The organism is Bacillus sp. FSL M8-0063, from assembly GCF_038005545.1.
In the GTDB taxonomy this organism is placed as follows: domain Bacteria; phylum Bacillota; class Bacilli; order Bacillales; family Bacillaceae_G; genus Bacillus_A; species Bacillus_A wiedmannii.
Genome location: NZ_JBBOTJ010000001.1, coordinates 504,250 through 520,946, shown reverse-complemented (window position 1 = coordinate 520,946; position 16,697 = coordinate 504,250). Strand labels below are relative to the sequence as shown.

General features: G+C 36.3%; 20 protein-coding genes. 4 read left to right on the top strand and 16 right to left on the bottom strand.

The features are described from left to right. Nucleotides 1–91: 91 nt before the first annotated feature. Complete coding sequence (locus MKX31_RS02615) at nt 92–430, top strand: winged helix-turn-helix transcriptional regulator (protein WP_088047957.1); 339 nt, start codon at nt 92–94, stop codon at nt 428–430. Nucleotides 431–521: 91 nt separating this feature from the next. Here the strand turns inward: MKX31_RS02615 and MKX31_RS02610 are convergent, their stop codons facing one another. From MKX31_RS02610 to MKX31_RS02590, 5 genes are all read right to left on the bottom strand, one after another. Further along, complete coding sequence (locus MKX31_RS02610) at nt 522–1,724, bottom strand: MFS transporter (RefSeq protein ID WP_064473855.1); 1,203 nt, start codon at nt 1,722–1,724, stop codon at nt 522–524. A 211-nt stretch (nt 1,725–1,935) separates the two neighbouring features. After that, nucleotides 1,936–2,514 (bottom strand): TetR family transcriptional regulator, encoded by a 579-nt coding sequence (locus tag MKX31_RS02605; protein ID WP_064473856.1) that lies wholly within the window; start codon nt 2,512–2,514, stop codon nt 1,936–1,938. Nucleotides 2,515–2,665: 151 nt separating this feature from the next. Beyond that, nucleotides 2,666–2,980 (bottom strand): DMT family transporter, encoded by a 315-nt coding sequence (locus MKX31_RS02600; RefSeq protein ID WP_000539670.1) that lies wholly within the window; start codon nt 2,978–2,980, stop codon nt 2,666–2,668. A gap of 2 nt (nt 2,981–2,982) precedes the next feature. Continuing rightward, nucleotides 2,983–3,327 carry a DMT family transporter gene (locus tag MKX31_RS02595; protein WP_064473857.1) on the bottom strand — a complete coding sequence of 115 codons (345 nt, stop codon included), beginning with the start codon at nt 3,325–3,327 and terminating at the stop codon, nt 2,983–2,985. A gap of 413 nt (nt 3,328–3,740) precedes the next feature. Further along, nucleotides 3,741–4,100, bottom strand: a complete 360-nt coding sequence (locus MKX31_RS02590; protein ID WP_064473858.1) for a MerR family transcriptional regulator — start codon at nt 4,098–4,100, stop codon at nt 3,741–3,743. 136 nt (nt 4,101–4,236) lie between these two features. Between MKX31_RS02590 and MKX31_RS02585 the strand changes: the two genes are divergently transcribed. Continuing rightward, the gene (locus MKX31_RS02585) at nt 4,237–5,007 is read left to right on the top strand and encodes an SDR family NAD(P)-dependent oxidoreductase (RefSeq protein ID WP_064473859.1); all 771 of its coding nucleotides are present in this window, start codon (nt 4,237–4,239) and stop codon (nt 5,005–5,007) included. Nucleotides 5,008–5,074: 67 nt separating this feature from the next. Here MKX31_RS02585 and MKX31_RS02580 read toward each other — a convergent pair whose 3' ends face one another. Together MKX31_RS02580 and MKX31_RS02575 are read right to left on the bottom strand one after the other, a co-directional pair. Next, nucleotides 5,075–5,530 (bottom strand): N-acetyltransferase, encoded by a 456-nt coding sequence (locus MKX31_RS02580; RefSeq protein WP_064473860.1) that lies wholly within the window; start codon nt 5,528–5,530, stop codon nt 5,075–5,077. Between the two features lie 128 nt (nt 5,531–5,658). Next, a complete protein-coding gene (locus MKX31_RS02575) occupies nt 5,659–6,153 on the bottom strand; it encodes an Lrp/AsnC family transcriptional regulator (protein ID WP_000446100.1) in 495 nt (164 codons plus the stop codon). Nucleotides 6,154–6,357: 204 nt separating this feature from the next. Here MKX31_RS02575 and MKX31_RS02570 point away from each other — a divergent pair, with 204 nt between their 5' ends. Beyond that, complete coding sequence (locus MKX31_RS02570; protein WP_064473861.1) at nt 6,358–7,269, top strand: DMT family transporter; 912 nt, start codon at nt 6,358–6,360, stop codon at nt 7,267–7,269. Nucleotides 7,270–7,301: 32 nt separating this feature from the next. On the opposite strand, the gene MKX31_RS02565 is transcribed toward MKX31_RS02570, so the two are convergent. The 9 genes from MKX31_RS02565 to MKX31_RS02525 form a co-directional block, all read right to left on the bottom strand. Further along, on the bottom strand, nt 7,302–7,784 hold the full coding sequence (locus MKX31_RS02565) for a DUF6241 domain-containing protein (RefSeq protein ID WP_064473862.1): 483 nt from the start codon (nt 7,782–7,784) through the stop codon (nt 7,302–7,304). Between the two features lie 87 nt (nt 7,785–7,871). Next, complete coding sequence (locus tag MKX31_RS02560; RefSeq protein WP_064473863.1) at nt 7,872–8,273, bottom strand: nuclear transport factor 2 family protein; 402 nt, start codon at nt 8,271–8,273, stop codon at nt 7,872–7,874. Between the two features lie 155 nt (nt 8,274–8,428). Further along, on the bottom strand, nt 8,429–8,833 hold the full coding sequence (locus MKX31_RS02555; RefSeq protein WP_098102981.1) for a DoxX family protein: 405 nt from the start codon (nt 8,831–8,833) through the stop codon (nt 8,429–8,431). A gap of 152 nt (nt 8,834–8,985) precedes the next feature. Beyond that, complete coding sequence (locus MKX31_RS02550; protein WP_098111013.1) at nt 8,986–10,059, bottom strand: DUF871 domain-containing protein; 1,074 nt, start codon at nt 10,057–10,059, stop codon at nt 8,986–8,988. A gap of 48 nt (nt 10,060–10,107) precedes the next feature. Beyond that, nucleotides 10,108–11,472, bottom strand: coding sequence for a PTS transporter subunit EIIC (locus MKX31_RS02545; RefSeq protein WP_064473866.1), 1,365 nt, complete (start codon nt 11,470–11,472; stop codon nt 10,108–10,110). A gap of 35 nt (nt 11,473–11,507) precedes the next feature. Further along, nucleotides 11,508–12,392, bottom strand: coding sequence for an N-acetylmuramic acid 6-phosphate etherase (murQ, locus tag MKX31_RS02540; protein ID WP_098111012.1), 885 nt, complete (start codon nt 12,390–12,392; stop codon nt 11,508–11,510). Nucleotides 12,393–12,547: 155 nt separating this feature from the next. After that, on the bottom strand, nt 12,548–13,411 hold the full coding sequence (locus MKX31_RS02535; RefSeq protein ID WP_048562466.1) for a MurR/RpiR family transcriptional regulator: 864 nt from the start codon (nt 13,409–13,411) through the stop codon (nt 12,548–12,550). 29 nt (nt 13,412–13,440) lie between these two features. Then, entirely contained in the window at nt 13,441–13,755 is a 315-nt protein-coding gene (locus MKX31_RS02530; protein ID WP_098111011.1) for an outer surface protein, read from the bottom strand. Between the two features lie 124 nt (nt 13,756–13,879). Continuing rightward, the gene (locus MKX31_RS02525) at nt 13,880–15,103 is read right to left on the bottom strand and encodes a cation:proton antiporter (protein WP_064473929.1); all 1,224 of its coding nucleotides are present in this window, start codon (nt 15,101–15,103) and stop codon (nt 13,880–13,882) included. 180 nt (nt 15,104–15,283) lie between these two features. Between MKX31_RS02525 and MKX31_RS02520 the strand changes: the two genes are divergently transcribed. Beyond that, nucleotides 15,284–16,687: an amino acid permease gene (locus MKX31_RS02520; protein WP_098111010.1), complete on the top strand. Its 1,404-nt coding sequence runs from the start codon at nt 15,284–15,286 to the stop codon at nt 16,685–16,687. Nucleotides 16,688–16,697: the final 10 nt, after the last annotated feature.

Sequence of the window (16,697 nt, the reverse complement as noted above, 5' to 3'; positions counted from 1 at the left end):
AGTAATATTTTTTTCATATAGTTACCAAAAAGATAGTTTTGTGATACGATAAGGCAAATTCATTCAAAAAATTTTTATGGAGGCTATTTCCATGAGCAATATAGATCCAGTTGTATTAACGAAAGGTTTACCTGGTATACCTTGTCCTATCGCTAAAACGCTTGACGTAATTAGTACAAAATGGACGTTTTTAATCATTCGTGACCTTCTTATCGAAGGAACTTTACGCTTTAGTAATTTACAAAAATCAATGGATGGCATTAGTCCGAAAACATTATCGCTTCGACTAAAAGAACTAGAATCTCAAGGCATTATAACGAGAAAAGTATATCCAGAAGTTCCGCCTCGTGTAGAGTACACATTAACAGATAAAGGAAAGCAATTAGAAGGGATTTTCATTGAATTAAAACGGTTTGGATTAAGTTTATAAAGTGAAAATTTATCGACCCTAGCTCCAATAGCTTGATAAACAAAAAGCCCCTTACCATAACAATGGTAAGGGGCTTACGTAATTCACTACATTACTTCGCAAAACTCTCAGCTAGCTGTTTCTCTCTCCACATAAATGTAATACCGAGACCCACTATTAAAACAACTCCTGAAAATGCATATGGATAATGAATATTCATATCAAATAATATTCCGCCCATCGCTGGTCCTGCGATATTTCCTAAACTCGTATAAGTCGAGTTCATACCAGCAACGAATCCTTGCTCTTTTCCAGCTGCTTTTGATAAAAACGTCGTTAAAGCTGGACGAAGTAAATCAAATGCTAAGAAAATGAAGCAAGTAACGAGAAGTACAATCCAATAATTAAAGACTACAGTTGAAACGAACGCTAATACTGCACCTACAATTAAACATATTTGAATTAACACTTTTTCACCAAACATGTCGACCAATTTGCCAAACATAAAGACTTGCACAACTACCCCAAAGATTGAACTAATTGTAATGATTGCCGCGATATCTTTCGGTGTGAATCCAAACTTATGATCAGAAAACAGACTAAACACAGTTTCATACGCTGATAATCCGAATGCGAGTACAAATACGATAATAAATGCGATTGCATACATTGGATGTAATGATTTCTTTAAATCCCCAATAAAACTTGATTCTTTCGTATTAGAAGAAATCTCTGCAAGCTCTTCTTTCGTTAATGGTTCTTTTAAAATAAAGATCGAAATCACACATGCTACAAAGGCAATTACTGCTGCAACGAAAAACGGCACACGTATACCGTATTCTGCAATAAACCCGCCAATTCCAGGCCCTATAATAAATCCGGTACTAATCGCCGCAGACAAGTATCCCATCGCCTTTGGACGTTCCTGCATAGATGTAATATCAGCAACATATGCCGTAACACCTGGCATAATAAACGCAGCACTAATTCCGCCTAACACCCTCGCTGCATAGAGCATCCATACATCTGTTCCTAATCCAAAAAGAAGCTCTGAAACACCAAAAATAAATAATCCAATGATTATCATTTTCTTCCTACCATAAAGGTCGACCCAGCGACCCGTAATAGGTGAAGCAATAAGCTGAGCCATTGCAAACACTGCAACGAGATAACCCATCGTCTTCCCTGTTAAACCCATATCATTCATAAAGGACGGCATAACCGGAATGATTAATCCAATCCCTAAAAAAGCAATAAATATATTACTCAAAAGAATGACCAATACCATCTTTTGTTCTTTTATCGGTTTCTTCACTTTTTAACACCTCTTCCCGTAAATTCCTCTCAAAAAATAATGCCCAAGAAGCTTTTTCTTTATCCTGCTCTTTGTGGGCTAATAATGAGTGAAGATGCCCCACTCATTAGAATTTCACTCTATCCTTTCACACATACATACGTATTAGGTGAATGACTATCATTCAGTTTTCCTCAAAAATGAACCTACCTTCTCAGACAGGTTCATCTTACTATTTCTTTATATGTAGTGCATGTGTTAAAAAATCTAGTACTTCTGCCTTTTGTAGCTCGACTTGCTCATCATCTTTATGATCATATAAATAGACTTGTTCCGCTGCTGATTCAACAAGAGCAATAAATAACTTCGCTGTTCGCTCCGCGTGAACCGAATTACGAATTTCACCAGCTTCTTTCGCCTCACTTAAAAATTCGCTTAACCACATATAAAGAGGCTCATACACAGCTTCCCATTCTTTTATATGTTCTGTAGATGCAAGACCCGCATACATTAAAGCTTGTATTTCACGATATTCCGCTATAAAGTGAAACACCGCATCTATTACTTGCGTCACTTTACTTGAGAAAGGCGCATCATTTTGCACTTTTTCCTTTACTGCCAATATCATCTTTTCAACCATCACTTCTGCTATTGCAGGCATAACAGATAACTTAGAAGGAAAATATAAATAGAAAGTTCCTTGTGCAATGCCCGCCAATTTCACGATATCAGAAATCTTCGTTTTTTCAACGCCCTTTTCCTGAAACACTTCAATAGCTGCATAGACAATTTTTTCTTTTTTATTCATCATCTAAACCCTTTCAAACGCGTATTGAATGACTGTCACTCATTTTATAAGATAATCGATTGTACTGTCAATGATAGTGAACTCTAAGAGGAAATCATTTTTTAATAATAAAAATCTCCTAATAAATAATTAGGAGATTAAATGTAGTATATCTTTACGAAAGAGCCTTTAATCCTGTCACTCCGCATACAATAAGAGCTACACTAATGATACGTGCTTTACTTTTCGACTCACCAAACAGGAACATATTTAATAACACGGCACCAGCTGTTCCAATACCAATCCAAACCGCATACGCGACACTCACTTGTAAAAATAAGAAAGATGTATACAAGAATGCAAAGGATGTAGCAAATCCACCTATATAAATCGCTCCATTTGCTAACGTCTTATCTTTACTGTACATTTTAAGACCAATCACACCGACTATTTCACTAATTGCAGCACAAAATACGAAAAACCAACCCATCTTTAAGCAGCTCCTTCCACAGTTTCTTCTTTATTATCAGCTAGCTTTAAACCGATAACGCCAGCTACAACCATCACGATAAAGAATAGTTTTCCTACGCTGAAACTTCCGCCGAAAAGGAATACATCCATTAAGAAAGTACCTACAGTACCAGCTCCAGCAAAGATGGCATATACAGTCCCTGTCGCAAGATGTTCGCACGCTTTAGAAAGAAAATAAAAATCAACAGCGATAACTCCTAAAATAATAATCCAATGCCACCAAGTATCGGCTGTATTAAAACCAAACACCCAAAAAATTTCAAAGATACATGTTAATATGACATATAACCAAGCTCTATTTTTCATACCTCTCACCTCTTATGACTGACTATCAGTCATTTCTGTTTTAAAAAAATATTCTCTTTCATCACTACTATATATAAAACAACTATCATCCTCATTTACCATTATATTTGTTCCATTTCCGAGCTAACTATATCCTTCCGCTGAAAAATGACTGAATGTCATTCATAAATATTGTACATGAATATTTTAAAAACTGTCAATACCGAAAGATTATTTAAAATTTCTTTCATCCGATTTGTATATTTCCTAATAATCTGTTAATACTGCTAGTAACATAATATTTTCTCCACTCCCCCTTGGAGAGATCCCTTTAATAGAGCAGTTAGCTTTTGCTAGCTGCTCTTTTTTATTTGCCAGCACACTATGAGATCCAATCCATTTTTATCATATAACTAAGGAACGGATTATGTTTTCTATTTATTTTCCAAAGATGCCTTGTATGCAATAATTTTATTCTCAAGCATCTTTTCTGTAATGACTAAGTTTTCTCTTTGAATCTGAATAGATTTCTTATGATCTTCTAGGAGTTGTAAACGATCTTCGGTTGTATGCTCCCCTTCTAAATATAACCTGGCATATTCTCTTATTTTCGCTATTGGCATTTGCGTTTGTTTTAATTTCATGACAAACTGCAACCACTTTATATGTGACTCTTCATAAAGTCGATTCCCATTTGTATCGCGATTTGCAATTAATATATTTTCCTTTTCATAATAACGTAGTGTATGTGTGCTCACTCCTATTAATTTAGCCACCTCGCTAATTGTATACATACTCTCACTCCTCCACATACTCATCCTCATACATTTTATAGCCTTATCAAATTGATAAAAAACATTTGACTTAGAGTATACTCTAACAAATAAAATCTAACCATAATACATTTATTTGAACTTAGGGGGATTTTATATGAAATACACTGTTATTACTGGTGCTAGTTCTGGAATTGGCTATGAATCGGCTTTAGCCTTTGCATCTCGTGGAAAAAATTTAATACTTGTAGCTCGAAGACAAGAAGAATTAGACAGATTAAAATTAAAAATTAACGAAATGAATCCAGAATTAGATGTTGTTATTCGAAGAACTGATTTATCTATCATGGAAAATGTTTATAAGCTTTATGAAGACCTACAAGCCTTTCAAATTGAAACGTGGATTAACAACGCAGGGTTTGGTAATTTCGCCTCAATTGCTGAACAAAATTTAAATAAAATTGAAACGATGTTACATGTAAATATAGAGGCATTAACCATACTCTCTTCACTTTTCGTTCGAGATTATTCCATGGTTGATGGCACGCAACTTATTAACATTTCATCAGGCGGTGGATACACAATTGTTGCTGATGCTGTTACGTATTGCGCTACGAAATTCTATGTAAGTGCATTTACAGAAGGTTTATCTCACGAATTGAAAGAACAAGGTGCAAAACTGCAAGCCAAAGTTTTAGCACCTGCTGCAACTGAAACAGAATTTGCAAAACGTTCATTTGATATTGATGAGTTCGAATACAATAATGTTGTACCGAAATTCCACACTGCAAAACAAATGGCACAATTTATGCTTGATCTTTACGATAGTGATAAAGTTGTAGGGCTTGTCGATGGTTCTACTTATAACTATGAGCTTAAAAATCCCATTTTTAATTTTGCAGTAAGAAAAACGAATTCGAGTTCTTAATTCCCCCTAAAATATAAAGTCCCACTATTACGTAAATAATAGTGGGACTTTTTTCTCTCTGAAAATTTCATCCAACATATCGAATCATCGCCACCTCATCACAATAATCAACCTTTGGACAATGTCTACAATCAATCCATACCTTCTCTGGTAGCGCCTCTCTATTCACAAAATCAAACCCGCACTTTTGAAAAAATCCCGTTTCATATGTTAAAGAAATGACTCTGCTCACTTTTATTTTCGCTGCCTCATTTATTACATGGTTCACTAACATACGCCCGATTCCTTTCCCTGCATATGTATGCGAAACGACTAAAGAACGGACTTCTGCAAGGTCCTCCCCTAACACATGTAAACCAGCAACCCCAACAATCTCATCGCTTTCTTTCACAACATATAAACATTGTAAATATTGATAGAGAGATAAAAGAGAACGCGGTAAAACCACTCCCTCTTTTGCATAAACTTCAATGAGACTATAAATTTCTTTCACATCACTCGTAACCGCATTAAAGATTTTCATATTCTATCCCCTTGCCCCCGATATTAATATTTATAACTCAAATCGTATTTTAATACATAATTTTATATAATAATACATCTCTCCTTTCTCCTCGTCAATCAATTTATACAAACAAAAAACCAAGCAATCTAATCGATACTCGGTTCCTCATTTCGGATCGGTAATACTGTCGAATATTTAATTTCACGAAGTGCTAAACTCGTCTGTATCCTTGTAATACCAAGCTTATTCAGCTTTCTAATAAACTGCTCCAGCTCTTTACGATCACGATTTGCAACCTTTAATAAGTAATCATACTCTCCTGTTAAACAGTGACACTCTAACACTTCAGGCATCGCTTCTAATTCTTTTTCTAACACGTCAAGTTTATCCGATTGATGAATATTTGTACTCATAAAAATGAAGCATAACAAATCAAAACCGAGTTTTTCTTGATTTAAAATGGCTACTTGCTTATCAATGAAACCTTCTCCATCTAATCTTTTTATTCTCGCATGCATCGCAGCTGGTGATAAATTAACGCGTCGCGCAAGCTCTGCATTACTTACTTGTGATTCCTTCTGCAATATATCTAAAATTTGTACATCTAAATCATCTAACACTTTAATAACAGATGACTCCATCAAAACGCCCCCTTTTTCTTACCGATGATTATTCGAAAAAACGCCTTATAACTTATATAAAACTGAATATCCTTTTACAAATAACATTTGTAACAGAATATTTTATCGACTTTTTCCCATTATACAAAAGAATATATTACACAATAAAGAAAAATGCTAAAATTATTTACAATTCACATTGATTAAAACAAAGGGGATTTTAGTATGCCTTATTTTTATGTCTTTTTACTATTACTAACGAGCTTATTATGGGGAGGAAATTTCGTCGTTGGAAAATCACTCGTTAATCACGCGTCTCCGATGACACTTACAAGTTTAAGATGGATGATTGCGATCGTTTGTTTATTACCGATGGTTTGGTTTAAAGAAAAGAAAATCATTCCACCACGTGCTGCAATACTTCCGTTACTACTAATGGGGATTTCAGGGGTCGCTCTTTTTAACATCTTTCAATTTCTAGCACTAGAAAAAACATCCGCAACGAATGTAGGGCTTATTTCTACATTAAATGCGATTTCAATTGCATTATTTTCAGTATTATTTCTAAAAGAAAAAGTAAATACACTTCAAATTCTATCCATGATTCTTTCATTCTTTGGGGTGGTTCTCGTCCTTTTAAAAGGAAATTTTGCACTTCTATTTTCACTACATTTTAATAGCGGAGATTTATGGATGATGGCGGCTGTTTGTATTTGGGGAATCTATTCTGTTTGTAGTAAATGGGCAACAAAAACAACTACACCGCTCATGGCAACATTATACTCTGGTATTTTCGGCGTTATTTTATTACTGCCATTTAACATAGGGAGCTTCACTGTTACAAATATAAATACTTCTTTCATCACATCACTTTTATATACTGGGCTTATTTCCACAGTTCTTTGTATGGTATTTTGGAATATTGGAGTGCAAAAATTAGGAGCGACTACATCCGGTATTTTTCTAAACTTCAATCCGATTTTTACAGCTATTTTAGCATTCCTTTTCCTCGGCGAAGAACTAACATGGATACAAATTTTAGGGACAATGATTGTTGTGACTGGATGTTATTTATTTTCTCATTTCAAAACAGTTGCTGTTCAGCCAACTAGAGCTTTAATGCGAAAACATTCTTAATCAAAAACATCGCCATCAAAGTGGCGATGTTTTTATTTACCTTTCATTTCTTTCACATACTGCTTTTCTTCTTCTGGCGATAAACGTTCTGTTGCCTTTCCAGTATCACCACCTTGAATTTCCCACAAAAAGTTATGCTCCTCAACCGTTTGTGAAAAATCCCCTTTCTCCCAACGCTCTAAAGTGGCAAGTAGCTTTGACTTATGTTTAAAATTTGTACTGCTTTCTACTGCCTTCTTGGCACTAACAATTTCCTTATTTGTCATTTCAATAAATCCCCATTTTTCAGAGGATTTCACTTTTTGATGTACCATCCTATGCATGGTAGAAATAATTTCATCCTCACTAAATTGTGGCTTCTCTTCCTTTGCTTTCTTCCCTTGTTGCCCCGTTACATTTTGTGCTTTCAGACTCTTCTCCTCTTCTTCTATATAATTAAGAAGTTTCGTAACACCGAATACAGCTCCTATCGCAATTACAATGATTGTAATTGTCCCTATAATCCATTTTTTCATATTATGTATTCCCCATTCCCCTAATAATCACATAAACAAATGGAATCGCCTGCGCACAGCCGATTCCATTTGTTTCCTTATTCCATTTTAAACCTTCATCGCTTCTCGCACAATGTAACTATCCACATATTGCTTGAATTTTATTATTTTTCCATTTTCAATCTGCCATATATGAACAAATTCTGCTTCAAACAATTTTCCCGTTTCTTTATAAACTCCTGAATAAACACCTTCAGCAATGATTACATCTTTTCCGTTTACTTCATGGTACGTATTTACACTCGCTTTATAATCATCCCATTCTGATCCTAATCGGCTAAATACATTTTCCATTATTGCTTCTACACCTATATACGTTCCGCCGTACGGGAAACCTTCTGCTTCTGTCCATTCTACTTTTTCAGAGAGGGCTTCTACTAAATGTTTTGCATTTGAAGAAGCTGACCCTTCATACGTGCTTCGAATAATTTCTAAATTTGATTTAGGCATGTTACTTCCTCCCGTTTTATTTATTTTTTACACAAGTTGTAACCATATATGTTACAACTTGTGTAAAAAAATATTTAAATAATTTTATCCTTAATCCACTAGTTGTAATTATTATAGTTACATTAATGATTCAAGTCAACAATTTATAAATAAGTTTACTTCGCTTTCATTACTTTCTCCTTTAAGAAACGATCTACATATCCTTCTGCTTTTACAACGAATAAATACGCACCCATTGCTAATAATGCAAGATCTAATTCATACCCTGGATTCTTTCCATCTCCTAATAAACCTGCTGCTCCATTTACCTTTACGATAGCTCCAGCTAAAATAAGAGCAAATAACAATCCTACATATCTTACGCCTAAACCGATAATTAATAATATACCACCAACTAATTCAACTGTCGCTACGCCATATGCAAGACCACCTGGTAAACCGATACTTGTAAACCATCCTGCTACGTTATCTATACCTGATTGAAACTTTGCTAAACCGTGTGCAAAGAACGTAACTCCTAACACGATACGAATAATTAAATTCCCAATATATTGATTCATTTTGAACTCTCCTTTTTGTTTTGTTATCGTGAACATTTATTCACAAGACAAAACAATACGGTATTTCTTTTCATTCGTCAAATGCTTTTTTTAAAGAAAACAAAAAACATTATCCGTTTTACGAATAATGTCTTTTATAAAATAGCATAAATTCAAGCTTTTACTCTATCACACAGAAAAAGTTGAAAGTTTTTTTCAGCACCAATATAAGGCAATAACGGCACGTCCTCTTCCACAACCATTCCGACAACATTCACTTTCTCATCTACAGGTAAATCATTTACCACAACTTGCATCTCTCCAGCATATCTACCGTACAATTCATTATCAATTGTAATGCTGCCTTTCTTTCTTGCGATGGCATCCATCGGCTGTAAAATCACTTTATGCTCCTCTCGCGATTCTACAGAACGAATGACATCACGAGCTGGATCTAGTCTATTTGTATGCACTTGTTCTACCATTTTAAATATTTCACTTTTCTTTATCAATTGCTCATACCGCAGCGGAATAATTCCTCTACTCGCACTCGCTATCTCTTGTACACTTTCTAGACTTCCGTTTATATCCCCAATTAGCACCTTATCGACACCACAATCTTGTACAAGTTCTAAGTACGCTTCCAGCGGGCGCATATTGCGGTGCTTTTCTAATGTTGGTAAGCCTTCATATAACGGACCACGTTTTTCACCATCTCCCGGAATAAATGCCATCGTTTTTATTCCGCACTCATGTAAGTATTCGTTTTGTTTTTGTAAGAATGATTTTGCTAGTCCTGTTTCTGGGCGCGGATAAAAATTATGCCACGCTTCTACATTCTCTACTTTTATATTTTCTATGGTTAACTCTTTCCAAAATGAATCTGTAATCGTACTCGCATTTAAAGCTACTTTCATTTTATGAGATACGCGTGTGATTTCTTTCGGCGTGATGCCGTAGTCCATTCGTAAACCAGTAATGCCCCAATCTACTAACTCTTCGACATTTTCGTACGTCATTCCTAAATGGTGTAACGATTTTGGAGAGACATCGACCATTAATTCCATTTCATTTTCGAGAGCCTGTTTCCCTAATATTTGAATTAACTCTTTATACGTATCCGGATCATCTTCCGGAATATGAAGTGATGTAAAAATAGACGAAAACCCGTTTTCCTTCGCCACTTTTAGCCACTCTTCTTGCTTCTTTACTCGCTCTTTTGAAAGATAAATTGAAACTCCTATCATATAAATCTCCCTTTCTATGAATAGAAAAAGAGAAAGGAATCCCTTTCTCTATATGTTTTCTGCCATTTCTTCTTTAAATCCGAAGAAGTACGTAAAGATAAATCCAAAAGTATATGCCACTACTAACCCAAGGAAATATAATAAATATTTATTATCAGCAATTAACGGGATTAAAGATAATCCTGATACGCCAATTCCGAGTGAAGCCGTTTTCATAACTGCTTGGAATGCACCACCGACGGCCGCTCCTAAACAAGCGGTAATAAACGGTTTCCCAAGTGGTAATGTAACCCCGTATAATAATGGTTCGCCAATTCCTAAAAACCCAACTGGTAATCCACCTTTAATTACGTTACGAAGTCGTTTATTTTTTGTTTTTACATAAATCGCAATTGCTGCGCCCACTTGCCCAGCACCAGCCATCGCGAGTACTGGTAATAAAGGTGTTACGTGCGTTTGATTAATAAATTCCATATGAATCGGTGTTAAACCGTGGTGTAATCCGACCATAACGAGTGGTAAAAACGTTCCTGCTAGCACTGCTCCAGCAAATGCCCCACCAACATTTAAAATTGCGTTAATACCGCTCGTAATACCATCAGATAAAAATCCCGCTGCTGGCTGAATCGCTAACATCGTTACTATACTTACAGCTAATACAGTAATAAGCGGTGTTACAATAATATCAACTGCATTCGGCACTGCTTTTCGTACTCTTCTCTCAACTACTACCATAAGCCATGCTGCAAAAATAACTGCAAACAATCCGCCCCGCCCGGGTACCATTGCTTCACCAAATAATTTCACATTTGCCATCGCTGGATTGAAAATTAAAATACCCGCAATCGCTCCAAGAACGGGTGTCCCGCCAAATTCTTTCGCTGTATTCCAACCGACTAAAATCCCTAAAAATGTAAAGATACCGCCGCCAATAAGTAGTAACATTTGTAGCCATGTTGCATTCGGATCAGCACCTGCGTTTTTCGCGAAGTTAGCAACCCCGTTTATAATTCCTGACGCAACAAGACCAGGTATTAACGGAATAAAAATGTTACCTATTTTTCGTAAAAAGTTCTTCACTGGTGTATTATTTTTCTTCTTCATCTCTGATTTAATCTCTTGACCAATATCTTCAAGATGATGATCTGCAACCTCACCAATTCTTACTCCTGTTAAAACTTCCATTTCGGCTGCTACTTTATTTACCGTTCCTGGACCAACAACAACTTGAAGTGTTTCATCTTCAATGACGCCCATAACGCCTTCAACTTTTTTCAAAAGATCCATATTCACTTTACTTTCATCATGAAGCGTTAACCTCAGTCTCGTCATACAATGAGCAATGCCACGAATATTTTTTATTCCCCCAAGTTGCTCCGAAATTTCTTTGGCCATTCTCTCTTCTTTCTTCATAATAGAATCCCCCTCCCTATTCTTATCGTTTCACTTTATAATGCCTTCTTCACAAAGCCTTTCGCTTCTTTTAGTTTTTCTTTTGCTTCCCCATACTCACACTGTAGTAATGCCATAACGATAGCAACTTTCACGTTACGCTTTGCTTTTTCGTAATAATCTGCCGCTACTTCATAACTAACTCCTGTTGCTTCCACAATAATTCGTTTTGATCGTTCTACTAACTTTTCATTCGTAGATTGAACATCTACCATTAAGTTTTTATATACTTTTCCTACACCAATCATTGACGCTGTTGAAATCATATTAAGCACTAATTTTTGCGCTGTACCAGCCTTCAAACGTGTTGAGCCTGTTAATATTTCTGCGCCTGTCTCCACTTCTACATTGAGTTTTGCATACTTACTTATTTCAGCATTTTTATTACAAGAAATACTCGCTGTACTAGCTCCCACACTATGTGCGTATTTCAATCCGCCAATTACGTAAGGGGTTCTACCACTTGCGGCAATACCAATCACTGTATCTTTCTCGTTTAATCCAATACTTTTCAAATCTTCTTCTGCTAACTCTTCGCGATCTTCGGCACCTTCCACTGCCTTAGTAAACGCTTTCAATCCACCTGCTATAAATCCTTGCACCATTTTATCGTCTGTGCCAAATGTCGGCGGGCATTCCACTGCGTCTAAAATACCTAAACGACCACTCGTACCAGCTCCAATATAAATTAATCGGCCCTCTGCTTCAAAAGATTTAATAACAGTCTGTACGACCTTTTCAATTTGTTCTATCTCTTTTTCAACTGCTAACGCAACAGTTCGATCTTCTTCATTCATACTCTGTAACACTTCTTTTATACTCATCTCATCTAGATTCGTCGTTTTCTCATTACGGTGTTCTGTCGATAAATTCTCTAACATATTGCCACCCTCTTTGAAATTATATTTCACACTTTTATTATAACTTCAGGAAATTAAAAATCAATATTTCTTTCTTATTTTATGAAATAAAATTTCATAAAATGACATATTTGTGTCAAAGATAATAAAAAAGATGAGTCCCCTCATCTTTTCTTCTACTTTAACTTCCGTAACCGCACTGCTTCTTCTCGCGTCTCCATAAATTGATCCAACACTTTATTACCAATACGATTAAAAGTAATCACATATAAAGCATCAATCATATTCAGTTGTGTCATTCTAGAAGCAATACTTGCAATACGATGATCTTGCTCTACATCTGGCATACAAAGACGAATATCCGCCTCTTTATATAACGGTGATGATTGGTCAAGCTTTGTAATCGCAATAACTGTTGCACCTTGTCTCTTCGCATATTGCGCCATTTCAAGTACATCTTTCGTACGACCAGATGTTGAAATCGCAACAAATATATCGCCCTCTTTTAAATTCGTTACAAGCGGCAACATCATATGAAAATCAGATAGCATCATCGCTGTAAATCCGAGCCTTGTAAATTTATAAGCCCCGTCCATCGCCGGAGTAGCTGATCCGCCTACTCCATAAAATATAATTTTATCCGCATTTACAATACGATCTGCAGCTTTCTCAAGTTCTTTTTTATCTATCGCCGTAACGCTCGCCTCAATGGCAGCTTTATTCACATACGTAACTTTATTAAACAAGTCATACGGTCCATCTTCCGTATTCATAACTGAAAAATCATTAATATTATAATCAGCAATCGTCAATTCACGAACGAGCGCGATTTTAAATGCTTTAAAGCTCCCAATCCCAATCGACTTACAAAAGCGAACAACACTCGCCTCACTTGCGCCTGCATTCGTTGACACTTCTTTCGTCGTTAAGTTCGGAACAATCTCTGCATTCCCCATTATGTACATGGCAACCTTCTTTTCAGCTGGTGAAAATTGATCCATATTACTTTCAATTTTAAATAGTAATGTTGAAGCTTTCACTATTTAACCTCCACTTCTTGCGGTTGCTTTCACTTATTTTCTCTTGCTTCAAAAAGATAAAAACCATCATCGCCAGGAGGATGGTGAACAATTACAGTTCGATCCCCTTTTTTATATGAAGTTATTTCACCTTCAGATTGCTGTTCTTCCCATCCATGTATCCAAATTGCAAAATCAGGTACAAAAGCAGTGTACTTATAGTCTTTCGGTTTTTCGTCTTCTACATAGGAAGAAAAAATAGAAACTGGAAAGTCTTTCACTTTTGACTCTTTCCATGCAGTAAATGGTATACATAGCGTAATAAGTATGATTACACCGATAACCTTCCCCTTCGTAATCTTCACACATTTCTCTCCTCGACTTATCATATACGTAGATTTTACCATAATTACAACCTATTCACGCTATATGACTATTGCTTTTTCCAATAAAAAAAGAGCTTACCTACATCAGATAAGCTCTTCCTCTCTATACAAAATATTTTTTCAAAAGCGGCGGCGTAATAATCGTCGTTAATATAACAACAATAACAATCGCTGTGAAATTTTCTTTCGCTAATAAATTTGCCGCAAGTCCATTCGCTGCGATAATAAGCGCCACTTCTCCGCGCGAGACCATCCCCGCACCAATACTAATAGAAGATTGAAGGTTGAATCCTGTCAGTCTCGCTCCTAAACCTGATCCGATTAACTTTGTAAAAATTGCAATAAGCGTCATGATGATAATAAACCAAAGCTGGCTTCCGATACCTTGAAATGTAATTTCCATTCCAATACTTACGAAGAACACCGGTACAAATATCGCATAAGCAATCGGTTCAATTTTATGTTCTACTTCGTGCTTATACTCTGTTTGCGAAATGGCAATTCCGGCTGCAAATGCTCCAATAATACCGGCGATTCCCATCATTTCACTGTAATACGAAAAAGAGAAACAAATAATAAGTGCTGCACTAATTAATGCTTCTGTTACACGAAGTGGCACAAGCATTTTCATAATCCATGGAACAACTTTCCAAGAGATAAAAACGATGCTTACAAAAAAGATAATTTTCTTTGCAATGACAAGCGTTACATTTACATCTTGTGTACCTAAAAAACTCATCACAAATGCTAATAAAATAACGACAATTACATCATCAAATACAGCTGCTCCTAAAATCGTCGTACTTTCTCTCGTATTCATTTTCCCTAAATCTCTTAATGTTTGAACAGAAATACTAACCGAAGTAGCACAAAGTAATAACCCTAAAAAAATCGCATGCGACTGTAACATTCCAAACGCAAGTCCCGCTAAATATCCACCAAGGAATGGGAAAATGATTCCCCCCATCGCTACTGCGAATGCAGATTTCAAATTCCGATTTAACTCTTCTAAATCTGTTTCAAGCCCTGCCATAAACATAAGTAGTAAAACGCCAATTTCACTCAGTTCATCAATGAGTTCAGAACTATTAATAATACCAAGCACAGCCGGACCGATAATAATACCAACGATTAATTTACCAAGTACAGAAGGCTGGCCAAGCCTAACGCTAATATCACCAGCTAATTTCGTACAAAGTAAAATGACGACAAGTTCAAAATAAAATAACATAACATCTTCTCCTACTTTATAAAGTGAAACTTTTATGAGTGGTTTTGCCACTCTGTTAACCCTCGTCCATTCCTGCCAGTAGTTTCCCCTATTCATTCGCATTTTATTTGTCACATTTTTATTTGACAAAATATTCTGAATTATAATAAAATTAATCCAGCAATTTTAAAAAACAACCTACCATAACTGTACCTCCATTTACTTACATACTCTTTTCTAGTGGGCTCATACTATATTCGCAGTTATGGAAATGAAAAAACGGGGGGAGAGTCCAAAGTGAAGTCATTATTACGAAAAAAAACGCTTAGTACTGAATCACCACGGCAGCTAGATAGAACATTAACGGCACTCGATTTAACATTTTTAGGGATTGGCGCCGTAATTGGGACAGGGATCTTTGTATTAACAGGTATTGTCGCAGCGAAACATTCTGGTCCTGGTATTATGTTATCATTCCTTATTGCTGCATTTACTTGTGCTTGTGTAGCCTTTTGTTATGCCGAATTTGCTTCTTCTATTCCTGTCTCAGGAAGTGTGTATACTTACGCATACATGACAGTCGGAGAAGTCGTCGCCTTCATCGTCGGCTGGTGTTTAATGCTCGAATATTTACTTGCAGTCGCGGCTGTAGCTGTCGGTTGGTCTGGTTATTTACAATCTTTACTCCAAGGATTTAACATCCATCTGCCCGCCATAATCGCCTCGGCCCCTGGCGTAGGAAAAGGCGGCATTATCGATTTACCGGCTGTTTGTATTTTACTACTCATTACGGGACTTTTAAGTTTCGGTATACGCGAAAGCGCACGCATTAATAATGTTATGGTTCTTATCAAGTTAGCTGTTATTATCGCCTTTATCGTAGCAGGCGCAAAATATGTAAAACCTGAAAATTGGACGCCGTTCATTCCATTCGGATACGACGGTATCATTACTGGAGCTGCCACTGTATTCTTCGCCTTCTTAGGCTTTGATGCAATCGCAACCGCTGCAGAAGAAACGAAAAAACCACAGCGCGATTTACCAATTGGCATTATCGGTTCCCTTCTTATTTGTACTGTTTTATACATGATTGTATCTTTCGTTTTAACAGGTATGGTTCCGTATACACAATTAGATGTTTCTGATCCAGTTGCGTTTGCCTTACATTTCGTTGGCGAAGATACAATTGCAGGACTTCTCGCTGTTGGAGCGATGACTGGAATGACAACCGTTCTCTTAGTCGTTATGTACGGACAAGTTCGCGTTTCTTATGCGATGAGCCGCGACGGACTACTTCCAAAAGCGCTAGCACGTGTAAATAAAAGAGTAAAAGTCCCTTTATTAAACACATGGATCACTGGTGTTGTTGCCGCTTTATTAGCAGGGCTTCTAGACCTACATCTACTTGCTAATTTAGTGAACATCGGTACGCTAACAGCCTTTACATTCGTTTGCTGCGCGGTACTTATTTTACGAAAAACACACCCTAACTTAAAACGCGGATTCCGTACACCTTTCGTACCTGTATTACCAGTTGTCGCAATTCTTTGCTGTTTATATTTGATGATTAATTTGTCTAAAACGACATGGATTAGCTTTATAGCTTGGCTGATAGTTGGCTTATGTTTCTATTTCTTCTACTCTAGAAAACATAGTCATTTAGCTACTGAAAAAACAAATGATGAAGAGAAAAAAGCATAACAAAATAGCT

Coding starts and splice junctions, on each gene's coding strand:
- MKX31_RS02615 (WP_088047957.1), top strand. CDS start 92: ATGAGCAATATAGATCCAGTTGTATTAACGAAAGGTTTACCTGGTATA.
- MKX31_RS02605 (WP_064473856.1), bottom strand. CDS start 2,514: ATGATGAATAAAAAAGAAAAAATTGTCTATGCAGCTATTGAAGTGTTT.
- MKX31_RS02600 (WP_000539670.1), bottom strand. CDS start 2,980: ATGGGTTGGTTTTTCGTATTTTGTGCTGCAATTAGTGAAATAGTCGGT.
- MKX31_RS02595 (WP_064473857.1), bottom strand. CDS start 3,327: ATGAAAAATAGAGCTTGGTTATATGTCATATTAACATGTATCTTTGAA.
- MKX31_RS02590 (WP_064473858.1), bottom strand. CDS start 4,100: ATGTATACAATTAGCGAGGTGGCTAAATTAATAGGAGTGAGCACACAT.
- MKX31_RS02585 (WP_064473859.1), top strand. CDS start 4,237: ATGAAATACACTGTTATTACTGGTGCTAGTTCTGGAATTGGCTATGAA.
- MKX31_RS02580 (WP_064473860.1), bottom strand. CDS start 5,530: ATGAAAATCTTTAATGCGGTTACGAGTGATGTGAAAGAAATTTATAGT.
- MKX31_RS02575 (WP_000446100.1), bottom strand. CDS start 6,153: ATGGAGTCATCTGTTATTAAAGTGTTAGATGATTTAGATGTACAAATT.
- MKX31_RS02570 (WP_064473861.1), top strand. CDS start 6,358: ATGCCTTATTTTTATGTCTTTTTACTATTACTAACGAGCTTATTATGG.
- MKX31_RS02565 (WP_064473862.1), bottom strand. CDS start 7,784: ATGAAAAAATGGATTATAGGGACAATTACAATCATTGTAATTGCGATA.
- MKX31_RS02560 (WP_064473863.1), bottom strand. CDS start 8,273: ATGCCTAAATCAAATTTAGAAATTATTCGAAGCACGTATGAAGGGTCA.
- MKX31_RS02555 (WP_098102981.1), bottom strand. CDS start 8,833: ATGAATCAATATATTGGGAATTTAATTATTCGTATCGTGTTAGGAGTT.
- MKX31_RS02550 (WP_098111013.1), bottom strand. CDS start 10,059: ATGATAGGAGTTTCAATTTATCTTTCAAAAGAGCGAGTAAAGAAGCAA.
- MKX31_RS02545 (WP_064473866.1), bottom strand. CDS start 11,472: ATGAAGAAAGAAGAGAGAATGGCCAAAGAAATTTCGGAGCAACTTGGG.
- murQ (WP_098111012.1), bottom strand. CDS start 12,392: ATGTTAGAGAATTTATCGACAGAACACCGTAATGAGAAAACGACGAAT.
- MKX31_RS02525 (WP_064473929.1), bottom strand. CDS start 15,103: ATGAATAGGGGAAACTACTGGCAGGAATGGACGAGGGTTAACAGAGTG.